This is a genomic window from Pseudomonas cyclaminis (assembly GCF_015163715.1).
Taxonomy (GTDB): domain Bacteria; phylum Pseudomonadota; class Gammaproteobacteria; order Pseudomonadales; family Pseudomonadaceae; genus Aquipseudomonas; species Aquipseudomonas cyclaminis.
The window spans coordinates 1-13,116 of the sequence record NZ_JADDUM010000292.1 but is presented as its reverse complement, the minus strand read 5'-3'; the positions used below and the strand labels follow the sequence as shown (position 1 = coordinate 13,116).

Sequence of the window (13,116 nt, the reverse complement as noted above, 5' to 3'; positions counted from 1 at the left end):
GGGCTGCTTCGCAGCCCGGCGCAGGGCAAGCCTGCTCACTACAGAAGCCCGCGGGTGGTTAGACGACATCCACACCGACGTGGATAGCATCATGCCGCCAGAACTCCAGGTCGCAATCGATCAACCGCTGGTGCTGGTCATAGTTGACCCGGGCAATCCTCAAGCCCGGGCTACCCACCGACACGCGCAATGCGCCGGCGGCTTCTACCGGCAGAGATGTCGGCACAATCTCGAAGCGCACCCGCCCGTAATGCAAGTCGTACTTGCGCGCATACAACTCGGTCATCGACTGGTTCAGGTCACACTCGAGAATCCCCGGGAAATACTGCGGGTTCAGGTAGTGCTCCACGTACAACACCAAACGGCCATCGATCCGCCGGTGCCGGCAGATCTGGATCACGCTGGACAAGGCCGGCAGTTGCAACCACGCACACACCGCCGCCGACGCCGGTTGCAGCCGCGCAGAAATCACTTCGGTGGAGGCCACGCGGCCCTGATCGTTGACCATTGCGTGAAAGTGGCTGCGCTGCATCAGGTTGTAGGCCAACCGCGGCGGGGACACGAACCAGCCACGGCGTTCCTCGCGATAAATCTGCCCTTGGGCCTCCAGTTGTAACAAGGCTTCCCGCACAGTAATCCGGGTGGTACCAAACAACTCGCTGAGCTTGCGCTCGGCAGGCAATTTGCTGGCAGGCGGCAAAAGTCCATGATCGATCTGCTCTTGCAGCGCCAGGCCGATGGAGGTCACCGCCTTGATTGCCTCATCACGCATCAACGTTACCTTTCTGGACTAGACCAGCACCGTTCAGGTGCATAAAACGCTCCGCAATCGGGCCTTTGCGACTGCGTGCAAGCGTAGGCATTACAGATGACCGACAGATGACAGCCCGCATGAAGTGCATGCCGCATGTCTTGCAATACATCGGCCAAGTCCAGAGCCTGCGGGCACTTGGGCATGGTCTACGCTCAGTCTGTGCTGAGCGACATCGGCAGGTTAAAAACGACATCGACATGAAACTGTCATCCATCGAGCCTAGATTGGCTCAGGTATTGCTCTGACCTAGACCAACACCACCGCAAACGTTCATAAAAACGCAGCGTTGAAAACGCCCAAAGGAGCTTCGGATGAAACAGCTTTTCCTGGCATCACTGTTAGGCTCGACCATTGCCATGTGCACCGCCGCCATGGCCGCTGATACCGATCTAAAAACTCTCGAAGCCGCCGCGAAAGCGGAAGGCGCCGTCAACAGCGTCGGCATGCCCGATGACTGGGCCAACTGGAAAGGCACCTGGGAAGACCTGGCCAAGACCTACGGCCTCAAGCACATCGACACCGACATGAGCTCGGCCCAGGAAATCGCCAAGTTCAAGGCCGAAAAAGACAATGCCAGCGCCGATATCGGCGACGTCGGCGCCGCGTTCGGCCCGATTGCGGTGAAGCAGGACGTCACCCAGCCGTACAAGCCGTCCACCTGGGCTTCGGTGCCGGATTGGGCAAAAGACAAGGACGGTCACTGGGCCCTGGCCTACACCGGCACTATCGCCTTTATCGTCAACAAGAAGCTGCTGCACGGTTCCGAAGTCCCTACCAGTTGGGCCGACCTGCAAACCGGCAAATACAAAGTCTCCGTGGGTGACGTCAGCACCGCGGCGCAGGCGTCCAACGCCGTGCTGGCTGCCGCCATCGCCAACAAAGGCGATGAAAAGAACATCGCGCCAGGCCTGCAGTTCTTCACCAAGATTGCCCAGCAAGGACGACTCGGCCTGTCCAACCCGACCATCGCCACCATGGAAAAAGGCGAAGTCGAAGTGGGCATCGTCTGGGACTTCAACGGCCTGAGCTACAAAGCCAAGATGGCCAACCCGGATGATTACGTGGTGCTGATCCCCTCGGACGGCTCGGTAAAATCCGGCTACACCACCATCATCAACAAATACGCCAAGCACCCGAACGCCGCCAAGCTGACCCGCGAATACATCTTCAGCGACGCCGGCCAACTCAACCTGGCCAAGGGCAATGCGCGTCCGATCCGTGCGGAAACCGACCTCAAACTGCCGGCCGAGATCGCCAAGAACCTGATCCCGGGCGAGCAGTACACCAAGGCCAACCCGCAACCGATCAAGGACGCGGATGCCTGGGAAGCAACGTCCAAGAAGCTGCCGCAGCTGTGGAACGAGCAGGTCATCGTAGAGATGAAGTAAGCCGATCACCCACATTAGAGACACTGTGGAGATCCAATATGGGAGGGGGCTTGCCCCCGATTGCAGTGGGTCAGTTATGGATTCAACCACTGACACACCCTCATCGGGGGCAAGCCCCCCCCAAAGTTTATTGTTGCGGAGCGTCTCCCCCCATGAAGCACAACGTCATCCTTGTCGTGCTCGATGGCCTCAACTTCGAGGTCGCGAGGCACGCCATGGGGCACTTGCAGGCCTATGTCGGCGCAGGACGCGCAGCTCTCTACACGCTGGAATGTGAACTGCCCTCGCTGTCCCGCCCACTGTATGAATGCATCCTCACCGGCGTGCCACCGATCCAGAGCGGTATCGTGCATAACCAGGTCGTGCGCTTGTCGAACCAGCGCAGCATTTTCCATTACGCCACCGACGCCGGCCTGACCACAGCGGCGGCGGCTTACCACTGGGTCAGCGAGCTATATAACCGCACGCCCTTTCTCGCGGCCCGTGATCGTCACACCGACGACAAGGCGCTGGCGATCCAGCACGGGCATTTCTACTGGAATGACCACTACCCCGATTCCCACCTGTTCGCCGACGCCGAAAGCCTGCGACTCAAGCATTCGCCGGACTTCCTGCTGGTACACCCGATGAACATCGACGACGCCGGCCACAAGCACGGCCTCGACAGCGCGCAATACCGCAACAGTGCGCGCTCGGCCGACATCATCCTGGCTGATTACCTGCAAGCCTGGATCGACGCTGGCTACCAGGTATTGGTAACCGCCGACCACGGCATGAACAACGACCGCTCCCACAACGGCCTGCTGCCGGAAGAACGGCAAGTGCCGCTGTTCGTCCTCGGCGACGCCTTCAGCCTGGGCGCCAACGCTACGCCGAAACAGACCGACCTGTGCGGCACCGTCTGCGAACTGCTGGGCGTGCCCCACGACAAACCTGTATGCCGGGAGCTGTTGAAATGACCCGAGGCAAATGGCTGGCCCTGCTATGCCTGGTGCCCTTCGCACTGTTCTTTATCGTGTTCGAGATCGCCCCGCTGGTGTGGGTGCTGGTCAACAGCCTGCAAACCGAAGAAGCCGGCTGGGGCCTGGAAAACTTCACCCGGATCTTCAGCTCGAAGTTCTACCGGCAAGCGATCCAGTTCAGCCTGGAGATCAGTTTTTACTCGAGCATTTTCGGCATCGTCATCGCCACCCTCGGCAGTTATTCGCTACGCCGCGTCGATGGGCCGCTGCGCAACTTCGTCACCGCCTTTGCCAACATGACCAGCAACTTTGCCGGCGTGCCCCTGGCGTTCGCGTTCATCATTTTGCTCGGGTTCAACGGCAGCATCACCCTGATGCTCAAGCAGGCCGGGATCATTCAGGACTTCAACCTGTATTCCAAGACCGGGCTGATCATCCTCTACACCTACTTCCAGATCCCCCTCGGCGTGCTGTTGCTGTACCCGGCCTTCGATGCGCTGCGGGAAGACTGGCGTGAGTCGGCGGCGTTGCTCGGCGCGAATGGCTGGCAGTTCTGGCGGCATATCGGTTTGCCGGTGCTGACGCCTGCACTGCTGGGCACCTTCGTGATCCTGCTGGCCAATGCGCTGGGTGCCTACGCCACGGTCTACGCCTTGACCACCGGCAACTTCAACGTGCTGCCGATCCGTATCGCGGGGCTGGTCTCCGGCGATGTGTCCCTGGATCCGAACATGGCCAGCGCCCTGGCCGTGGTGCTGGTGGCGCTGATGACCCTGGTCACGGTGGTCCATCAACTGCTGCTCAAGAGGAGCTACCATGTCTCGCGCTGAAGCCGGCCCGGCCTCCCTCTACCACCGTGTAGTGGTGTACCTGCTGTTTGCGATCCTGGTGTTGCCGCTGGTGGGCACCTTTGTCTACTCCATCGCCAGCAGTTGGTCGGCGACCATCCTGCCGGCTGGCTTCACTGTGAAGTGGTACGTGCAGTTGTGGAGCGACCCGCGCTTTCTGATGGCCTTCGGTCAATCGCTGCTGGTGTGCGTGGGCGCGTTGATCCTGTCGGTGGTGCTGATCCTGCCGTTGCTGTTCGTGGTGCATTACCACTTTCCCAAGCTCGACGCGCTGATGAACATCCTGATCCTGCTGCCTTTCGCGGTACCACCCGTGGTGTCATCGGTGGGCCTGCTGCAACTCTACGGTTCCGGGCCGTTGGCGATGGTCGGCACGCCGTGGATTCTGATCGGCTGCTACTTCACCGTGGCGCTGCCGTTCATGTACCGGGCAATCACCAACAACCTGCAAGCCATCAACCTGCGCGACCTGATGGACGCCTCGCAACTGCTGGGCGCGAGCACCTGGCAGGCGGCGATCTTCGTGGTCCTGCCCAACTTGCGTAAAGGTCTGATGGTGGCGCTGTTGCTGTCGTTCTCGTTCCTGTTCGGTGAGTTCGTGTTCGCCAACATCCTGGTGGGCACCCGCTACGAAACCCTGCAGGTCTACCTCAACAACATGCGCAACAGCAGCGGCCACTTCACCAGTGCCGTCGTGATTTCCTATTTCTTCTTTGTGCTGGTGCTGACCTGGGCCGCCAATACCTTGAACAAGGACAAAAGCCAATGAGCTTCGTCAGCGTCCAACACTTGCAAAAGGGCTACGCCGGCACGCCGGTGTTCAGTGATATCAACTGCGAAATTGCCAAGGGCGAGTTCGTCACCCTGCTCGGCCCGTCCGGCTGCGGCAAGTCGACCCTGCTGCGCTGCATCGCCGGCCTGACCTCTGTGGACAGTGGGAAAATTCTGCTCGATGGCCAGGACATCGTCCCGCTGAGCCCGCAGAAAAGAAACATCGGCATGGTGTTCCAGAGCTATGCACTGTTCCCCAACATGACCGTGGAACAGAACGTCGCCTTCGGCCTGCGCATGCAAAAGGTCAACGCCGACGACAGCCACAAGCGCGTGCAGGAAGTGCTGCAACTGGTGGAACTCAAGGACCTGGCCGGGCGTTACCCGCACCAGATGTCGGGCGGTCAGTGCCAGCGCGTGGCCCTTGCCCGTTCGCTGGTGACCCGCCCGCGCCTGTTGCTGCTGGATGAGCCGCTGTCGGCGCTGGACGCACGGATTCGCAAGCACCTGCGTGAGCAGATCCGTCAGATCCAGCGTGAGCTGGGGCTGACCACGATTTTCGTGACCCATGACCAGGAAGAAGCCCTGACCATGTCCGACCGCATCTTCCTGATGAACCAGGGCAAGATCGTGCAGAGCGGCGATGCCGAGACCCTCTATACGGCGCCGGTCGACGTGTTCGCCGCCGGATTTATCGGCAACTACAACCTGCTGGATGCCGATAAGGCCAGTCAGTTGCTGCAACGCCCGATCAGCGGGCGCATCGCGATTCGCCCCGAGGCCATCGAGCTGAGCCGCAGCGGCGAGCTGGATGCACTGGTGCGCAGCCACAGCCTGCTGGGCAACGTCATCCGCTACCGCATCGAAGCCCGCGGCGTTGAACTGGTGGTGGACGTGCTCAACCGCTCTGCGGACGATCTGCACCCGGACGGTCAACGCCTGGCACTTTCCATCGACCCCAGTGCACTGTGTGAAGTAGCCTGATGCAACGATTTACAAAGAGAGCGTGACAGATGGCATTGGTAATTTTTGATCTGGACGACACCCTGATCCACGGCGACTGCGCCACCCTGTGGAGCGAGCAGATGGGCCGCCTGGGCTGGGTTGACCGTGAGTCGTTCATGCGCAAGAACAACGAACTCATGGACGCCTACAGCCGCGGCGAACTGGCCATGGAAGACTTCATGGACTTCAGCCTGGAGCCGATGATCGGCCGCACCCCGCAAGAGATTGATCACTTGGTCGAGCCGTGGGTGGAGGACGTGATTGAACCGTTGATCTACAGCGACGCCACCAAGACCATCGCCAGGCACCGAGCCAACGGCGACCGGATTCTGGTGATCTCGGCATCGGGCACCCATCTGGTGAAACCGATTGCCGCGCGCATCGGTATCGATGAAGTACTGGGCATTGAGCTGGACGTCAGCCATGGCGTGTACAGCGGCCGTACCGTCGGTGTACTGACCTATCGCGAAGGCAAGATCACGCGGTTGCTGGAGTGGTTGGAGCAGGAAGGTGAAACGCTGGAGGGGGCCTATTTTTATTCGGATTCGCGCAATGATTTGCCGTTGCTGCTCAAGGTGGATCACCCGCAGGTGGTGAACCCGGACCCGGTGTTGCGCACGCACGCTGAAAAGGCAGGTTGGCCGATCCACCATTGGGTCTGACTCAACTGAGATCCAAAGGTGGGAGGGGGCGAGCCCCCTCCTTTGACCCTGTTCGAATCCGGGATCAGGCCAGGCTTTCGTCAATCACCAGCACCAGTTTCCCGGCGATCTGATTGGTCGCCAGCTCCGCAAACGCCGCCTCCGCGTCTTTGATCGCAAAGGTCTTGGCCAATTGCGGGCTCAGTCGCCCGTCACCAAACAGCGGCCACACATGCTGGCTCAGATCACTGAACAGATCCGCCTTGAACTGATCACTGCGGCTGCGCAAAGTCGATCCGAGCAACTGCACGCGCTTGCCCAACACCTGCGCCAAATCGATCTGCGCCTCGCGGCCGCCCATCAACCCGATCAACACCCAACGTCCATCCAGCGCCAGCAGCTTGAGGTCCAGCGCCGCATAGTTGCCACCCACCGGGTCGAGGATCACATCGAACGGCCCGAAGTCGCGCAGCCCTTCGATCCCGTCGGTACGTACCACGCCGCCCTGGGCGCCCAACTCCTCGCAATAAGCCAGGCGCTCTGCCGAGCCGACACTGACCCAACACGGGCTGCCAAACGCCTTGCACAGCTGGATGGCCGCCGAGCCCACGCCACTGGCACCGGCATGCAGCAGCACTTTCTCGCCGGGCTTGAGGCCTGCCAGCTGGAATAGATTGAGCCAGGCGGTGCTGTACACCTCGGGCAAAGCCGCCGCTTCAATCAACGACAAACCTTCCGGCACCGGTAGCACGTGGCGCGCATCCACCACCACTTCTTCGGCCATGCCACCCCCGGCGAGCAAGGCACAGACGCGATCGCCCACTTGCCACGAAGAACCTGGGCCCACTTCGCTGATCACGCCGGAACATTCCAAGCCCAGCACAGCGCTGGCGCCAGGGGGTGGCGGATAGAGTCCGGCACGCTGTAATAAATCGGCGCGATTAAGACCCGCAGCCGCCACGCGAATGCGAACTTGGCCTACGTCACATGTAGGACGCGGTTCGTCCAACCACTCCACATGACCTTCAACGCCTTGCAATGCTTTCACAGTGCCTCCATAGTGAGTCTGGACTGAGCCCGTAGCAGTAGCGCCGGGCTTTTTGCATTATGCGACCGGCCCCTATGGAACCGGCAACTTCAAAGACGGCCTAATATGCGTTATCAATTGCCCCCGCGTCGAATCAGCATGAAGCATCTGTTCCCCAGCACCGCCCTCGCTCTTTTCATTGGTCTCGGCTTCACGTCGATGTCGACCAATACGTTCGCAGCCAACAGCTGGGACAACCTTCAACCGGATCGCGACGAGGTGATTGCCAGCCTTAACGTGGTCGAGTTGCTCAAGCGCCATCACTACAGCAAGCCGCCGCTGGACGACGCTCGCTCGGTGATCATCTACGACAGCTATCTCAAGCTGCTGGATCCGTCGCGCAGCTACTTCCTGGCCAGCGATATCGCTGAGTTCGACAAGTGGAAGAGCCAGTTCGACGACTTCCTCAAGAGCGGCGACCTGCAGCCCGGCTTCACCATCTACAAGCGCTACCTGGACCGCGTCAAAGCGCGTCTGGATTTCGCCCTGGCTGAGCTGGACAAAGGTACCGACAAACTCGACTTCACCCAGAAGGAAACCCTTCTGGTGGACCGCAAGGACGCGCCTTGGCTGACCAGCACCGCCGCCCTCGACGACCTGTGGCGCAAACGCGTCAAGGACGAAGTGCTGCGCCTGAAGATCGCCGGCAAAGACCCCAAGGCCATTCAGGAGCTGTTGACCAAGCGCTACAAGAATCAACTGGCGCGTCTGGACCAGACCCGCGCCGAGGATATCTTCCAGGCCTACATCAACACCTTCGCGATGTCCTACGACCCGCACACCAATTATCTGTCGCCAGATAACGCGGAAAATTTCGATATCAATATGAGTCTGTCGTTGGAAGGCATCGGTGCCGTCCTGCAAAGCGACAATGACCAAGTGAAGATCGTGCGTCTGGTGCCGGCCGGTCCGGCAGACAAGACCAAGCAGGTCGCTCCGGCGGACAAGATCATCGGTGTGGCCCAGGCCGACAAAGAGATGGTCGATGTGGTCGGCTGGCGCCTGGACGAAGTGGTCAAGCTGATCCGTGGGCCGAAAGGCAGCGTGGTGCGCCTGGAAGTGATTCCGCACACCAATGCACCAAACGACCAGACCAGCAAGATCGTGTCCATCACCCGTGAAGCGGTGAAGCTCGAAGACCAGGCCGTGCAGAAGAAAGTCCTCAACCTCAAGCAGGATGGCAAGGACTACAAGCTGGGCGTCATCGAAATCCCGGCCTTCTACCTCGACTTCAAAGCTTTCCGCGCTGGCGATCCGGACTACAAGTCCACCACCCGCGACGTGAAAAAAATCCTCACGGAACTGCAGAAAGAAAAAGTCGACGGCGTGGTTATCGACCTGCGCAACAACGGCGGCGGTTCCCTGCAGGAAGCCACCGAGCTGACCAGCCTGTTCATCGACAAGGGTCCGACCGTGTTGGTGCGCAATGCTGACGGCCGTGTCGACGTGCTCGAAGACGAGAACCCGGGCGCCTTCTACAAAGGTCCGATGGCGTTGCTGGTCAACCGCCTCTCGGCCTCGGCTTCGGAGATTTTCGCCGGCGCCATGCAGGACTATCACCGTGCGCTGATCATCGGCGGCCAGACCTTCGGCAAAGGTACCGTGCAGACGATCCAGCCGCTGAACCATGGCGAACTCAAACTGACGTTGGCCAAGTTCTACCGGGTTTCCGGGCAGAGCACCCAGCATCAGGGCGTGCTGCCGGACATCGATTTCCCGTCGATCATCGACACCAAGGAAATCGGCGAAAGCGCCCTGCCGGAAGCCATGCCGTGGGACACCATCCGCCCTGCGATCAAGCCTGCTTCGGATCCCTTCAAGCCGTTCCTGACGCAGTTGAAGGCTGACCACGACACCCGCTCCGCCAAGGATGCCGAGTTCGTGTTTATCCGCGACAAGCTGGCCCTGGCCAAGAAGTTGATGGAAGAAAAAACCGTCAGCCTCAATGAAGTGGACCGTCGTGCGCAGCACAGCGACATCGAAAACAAGCAACTTGTGCTGGAGAACGTCCGCCGCAAGGCCAAGGGCGAAGAACCACTCAAGGAACTGAAGAAAGAAGACGAAGACGCGCTGCCGACCGAAGCGGATAAAACCAAACCGGAAGACGACGCTTACCTGGCCGAGACAGGCCGGATCCTGCTGGACTACCTGAAAATCACCAAACAGGTGGCCAAGCAGTAAATGATGGCGATTTAATGTGAACGCTCTCCGGAGTGTCATCATATAGACATCATTCTGTCGTGAAATGAAGGACCTCAGGCTCATCGCCTGCGGTCCTTTTTTTTCGATCGAGATCGCCATGACCATGACCGAACAGCTGAATGCATTGGGCTCTATCCTGGCTCAACGCAGTTTGCACAGCTTGTTCCAACCGATCATCTGCCTGTCCGAACGGCGCATCCTCGGCTACGAAGCCCTTAGCCGCGGGCCGTCCAACAGCCCGCTGCACTCCCCCGTCGCCCTGTTCTCGGTGGCCAGCCAGGCCGGGCGCCTCAGCGAATTGGAAATGGCCTGCCGCGAAAGCGCATGCCGCCGCTTCAGCGATCAGAAACTGCCGGGCAAGCTGTTCCTGAATATCTCGCCAGAATCCTTGATGGAAACGGCGCACCAACCGGGACGCACCCTGCAACTGCTGCGCGACTTCGGTATTGCGCCGAGCCAAGTGGTGATCGAACTCACCGAGCAAACCCCAACCGACGATTTCGACCTGTTGCAAACCGCCCTGCACCATTACCGCAACATGGGCTTTTCAATTGCCTTGGACGATCTGGGTGCCGGCTACTCCAGCCTGCGCTTGTGGTCGGAGCTGCGTCCGGACTATGTGAAGATCGACCGGCACTTTATCGACGGCATCCACCAGGACGCGCTCAAGCGCGAGTTTGTCGGCTCGATCCTGCAAATCGCCAGGGCGTCCCGTGCCCAAGTCATCGCCGAAGGTATCGAACTGCCGGAAGAACTGGCGGTATTAACGGAGATGGGCGTCGATCTGGTCCAGGGTTACCTGCTCTGCCGCCCACAAGAACAACCGCCACAGGAAGCGCGGCTGATGCTGCCCAAACCGGACCAGGCCACGGTGGCGCTCAACGATGAAGGCAGCGACCTCAGCGCCCTGCTCAATGAGCAACCGGCGGTGGACCAGGACACCGCCACGGCCAAGGTGCTGGAAGCATTCCGCCGCCAGGCCAACCTTAATTCCCTGGCGGTGCTGGATGAGCGCGGACACCCCGTAGGTATCGTCCACCGGCATTCGCTGTCCGACGCGCTGCTCAAGCCGTTTGCCACCGACTTGTTCGCACGCAAACCTATCAGCCGCTTGATGAGCACCGATTTTCTGGCGGTGGAGCTTAGCCAGTCGCTGCAGCAGGTCAGCCGTTTGCTGACCAGCCGCGCACGGCAGCGCATCGAAGAAGACTTCATCATCACGCTCAATGGCGATTACCTGGGCCTGGGTCGGGTGATCGATGTGCTCAAGTTGATCACCGAACTGAAGATACAGCAGGCCCGCTACGCCAACCCGCTGACTCTGCTGCCCGGCAACGTACCGATCCAGCAATGCCTGACGCGACTGTTGCAGCAACAGCGCGAATCAGTGATCTGCTACGTGGATATCGACAGCTTCAAACCGTTCAATGACATCTACGGCTATGGCCGTGGGGACGAAGTGTTGCTGTGCCTGGCGCAGTGCCTGAACGACCGGGTCGACCCCAGCCGCGACTTTGTCGGGCATATCGGCGGCGATGACTTTTTGCTGGTGCTGGGGCCACAGGATTGGCGCAAGCGGCTCAACCAGTTGCTGGATGACTTCCATACCCAATGCCGACGTTTCTACCGTGCGGAGCATCTGGACGCCGGTTGTTTCGTGGCGCTGAACCGCCAGGGCGTGCGCCAGGAGTTTGCGCTGCTGTCGTTGTCGATTGGGGTGGTGCATTTGTATCCACAGGCCTGTGGACAACTCGATGCCAGCCAGTTGGCGGAATTGGCGTCGCAGGCCAAGCACCATGCCAAGGATATGGCCGGTTACAGCATCCATGTGATCGACAGCATGGACATGTTGCCCCAGGCGCTTTAAGCCTCGGCAGACTCCGGGTACTCGTATTCAAACACCCGCACCACTTCCGAGGCGTGCCAGGACGCAGCGGCCACGCCATCGGAGGGTCCGCTGAAGCGCCCCAGGCGCTCCACGCATTCAAAGAAACCGGTACGCGGCAGGCGGCTGGCGCCCTGGCTGATCACCAGGGAACTGCGCAGCGGTTGCTCGGCCTTGGCGTCCAATGCGGCCAGGTGCTCCAGGGCCGCGGCCAGGGTTTGCATCGCAGGCGTCGGAAATTGCAGGCGCTCCAGCAGCGCACGGTAGGTCAACAGATGGCGCTGGCGGCGCGCCTGATCCAGTTCGTTAAGCAACCCATCCCAGTGTTGACGACTGATTCGTAGGCTCAAGATTCATCCCTCCAACCTGCCACGCCCAATTCCCAGGCCAGGCTGCGGCGGATCGCGGCATCCGGCTGGCGTTCACCACTTTCGATCAATCCTAGATACGACGGGCTGATGCCCACGGTGCGGGCCAGGGTTTCAACGGCCAGCCCCTTGGCCTCACGCAAGCCGCGCAAGTCTGCGAGCGGGCGCAAGTCCTGGTCAGGTGCGGCTTGGACAGTGGGAGAAGGCGTCGGTGAAGGCTGCTGCTGACCGGCAGCTTTTAGCAGCGCCTGGTACTGATCCCATGGCAACACCGCGTATTCCGGTTCGCCATCGCGTGAAATTATCTGAATATCCATGACTGCCCCGTAGGATAACTGCACTTACCGAGTAAGCTCTTTCCTTAGGAGTGTAATCCTAACAGCCACAAAGGTCGCAGGGGATAGCCGCCTCATCCGTTTTTTTGCGGGTTTTCCTTGGCCAGCAACGCGGGCGTCGCAGGCAGGCGCTCAACCACCGCAAGTTTTTCCGGGCGCTGCGCGTCACGCCAGGCGCGAAAAGCGCTCAGTTCGCCCTCCAGGGTCTTCATGACCCACGCCAGTACGGCGATGTCATCGAGCATGCCGAACATCGGGATAAAGTCCGGGATCGCGTCAATCGGGCTCAGGAAATACATCAGCCCCGCCACCACCGAGATCAGCGCTTTGGGGCTGATGGCTCGATACTCGCCCCGCCAGTAGGCCAGGCACAGGGATTGGAGCAATTTGAAATCGTCCTTGAGCTTGCCCAGGCGATTGCCTTGGCTCGACCCCTTGGCGGCGACCGCGAACAGCAGGGTCGGCAGACGCCCACGGCCCAGCAAGCGTGCAGCCATGGGCAGGAAACGGGTGAAATTGAAGGGTGGTTTCATCTGTCACTCCAGTTCCATCAAACAGAAAGGTTATCCACACAAATTGTGGATAACCTTGTGAACAGAGCCTGTTTTACTGGCTGAAAGCCACGGTTTACAAGGCCTGCAGTCAGATCGGGCGTTTTTTGCGCACATCAAAAAAACCCAAGATTTCATTGACTTGGCGATTGCGTGCGGCTAGTCGTGCGTAAGTCTTATATCAGACTGTTACCGCCCAGGGATGTTCGTTTGGATTTGCCCGAAACGCCATGTGCAAGCTTCAGATACAACAACGCCC

The 13,116-nt window shown here is 60.0% G+C and carries 13 protein-coding genes; 8 read left to right on the top strand and 5 right to left on the bottom strand.

Annotation, left to right across the window (positions count from 1 at the left end; genetic code table 11):
* Positions 1–58: 58 nt before the first annotated feature.
* Entirely contained in the window at positions 59–772 is a 714-nt protein-coding gene (locus IQK56_RS28695; RefSeq protein ID WP_122306979.1) for a UTRA domain-containing protein, read from the bottom strand.
* A 353-nt stretch (positions 773–1,125) separates the two neighbouring features.
* Between IQK56_RS28695 and IQK56_RS28690 the strand changes: the two genes are divergently transcribed.
* The 6 genes from IQK56_RS28690 to IQK56_RS28665 all read left to right on the top strand — a co-directional run bounded on the left by IQK56_RS28690 (position 1,126) and on the right by IQK56_RS28665 (position 6,450).
* Positions 1,126–2,202 (top strand): ABC transporter substrate-binding protein, encoded by a 1,077-nt coding sequence (locus IQK56_RS28690; RefSeq protein ID WP_122306980.1) that lies wholly within the window; start codon positions 1,126–1,128, stop codon positions 2,200–2,202.
* A gap of 152 nt (positions 2,203–2,354) precedes the next feature.
* Positions 2,355–3,161, top strand: coding sequence for an alkaline phosphatase family protein (locus tag IQK56_RS28685; RefSeq protein WP_193862778.1), 807 nt, complete (start codon positions 2,355–2,357; stop codon positions 3,159–3,161).
* Positions 3,158–3,994 carry an ABC transporter permease gene (locus tag IQK56_RS28680; RefSeq protein WP_122306982.1) on the top strand — a complete coding sequence of 279 codons (837 nt, stop codon included), beginning with the start codon at positions 3,158–3,160 and terminating at the stop codon, positions 3,992–3,994. The genes IQK56_RS28685 and IQK56_RS28680 overlap by 4 nt, the downstream gene beginning before the upstream one ends.
* On the top strand, positions 3,981–4,781 hold the full coding sequence (locus IQK56_RS28675; RefSeq protein WP_099584457.1) for an ABC transporter permease: 801 nt from the start codon (positions 3,981–3,983) through the stop codon (positions 4,779–4,781). The genes IQK56_RS28680 and IQK56_RS28675 overlap by 14 nt, the downstream gene beginning before the upstream one ends.
* Positions 4,778–5,767: an ABC transporter ATP-binding protein gene (locus IQK56_RS28670; RefSeq protein WP_003172971.1), complete on the top strand. Its 990-nt coding sequence runs from the start codon at positions 4,778–4,780 to the stop codon at positions 5,765–5,767. The genes IQK56_RS28675 and IQK56_RS28670 overlap by 4 nt, the downstream gene beginning before the upstream one ends.
* A gap of 29 nt (positions 5,768–5,796) precedes the next feature.
* Positions 5,797–6,450, top strand: a complete 654-nt coding sequence (locus IQK56_RS28665; RefSeq protein WP_150675781.1) for an HAD family hydrolase — start codon at positions 5,797–5,799, stop codon at positions 6,448–6,450.
* A gap of 64 nt (positions 6,451–6,514) precedes the next feature.
* Here the strand turns inward: IQK56_RS28665 and IQK56_RS28660 are convergent, their stop codons facing one another.
* Positions 6,515–7,477, bottom strand: coding sequence for a zinc-binding dehydrogenase (locus tag IQK56_RS28660; RefSeq protein ID WP_150762112.1), 963 nt, complete (start codon positions 7,475–7,477; stop codon positions 6,515–6,517).
* Between the two features lie 138 nt (positions 7,478–7,615).
* On the opposite strand from IQK56_RS28660, the gene IQK56_RS28655 reads away from it, so the two are divergent.
* Together IQK56_RS28655 and IQK56_RS28650 are read left to right on the top strand one after the other, a co-directional pair.
* A complete protein-coding gene (locus IQK56_RS28655) occupies positions 7,616–9,697 on the top strand; it encodes a carboxy terminal-processing peptidase (protein WP_183140500.1) in 2,082 nt (693 codons plus the stop codon).
* Between the two features lie 118 nt (positions 9,698–9,815).
* The gene (locus IQK56_RS28650) at positions 9,816–11,585 is read left to right on the top strand and encodes a bifunctional diguanylate cyclase/phosphodiesterase (protein WP_150762113.1); all 1,770 of its coding nucleotides are present in this window, start codon (positions 9,816–9,818) and stop codon (positions 11,583–11,585) included.
* On the opposite strand, the gene IQK56_RS28645 is transcribed toward IQK56_RS28650, so the two are convergent.
* From IQK56_RS28645 to IQK56_RS28635, 3 genes are all read right to left on the bottom strand, one after another.
* Positions 11,582–11,953, bottom strand: coding sequence for a hypothetical protein (locus tag IQK56_RS28645; RefSeq protein WP_005786715.1), 372 nt, complete (start codon positions 11,951–11,953; stop codon positions 11,582–11,584). The two genes, IQK56_RS28650 and IQK56_RS28645, sit on opposite strands and share 4 nt — an antisense overlap.
* Positions 11,950–12,288, bottom strand: a complete 339-nt coding sequence (locus tag IQK56_RS28640) for a helix-turn-helix domain-containing protein (RefSeq protein WP_150675783.1) — start codon at positions 12,286–12,288, stop codon at positions 11,950–11,952. The genes IQK56_RS28645 and IQK56_RS28640 overlap by 4 nt, the downstream gene beginning before the upstream one ends.
* 92 nt (positions 12,289–12,380) lie before the next feature.
* Positions 12,381–12,839 (bottom strand): YkvA family protein, encoded by a 459-nt coding sequence (locus tag IQK56_RS28635; protein WP_122306987.1) that lies wholly within the window; start codon positions 12,837–12,839, stop codon positions 12,381–12,383.
* Positions 12,840–13,116 lie beyond the last annotated feature (277 nt).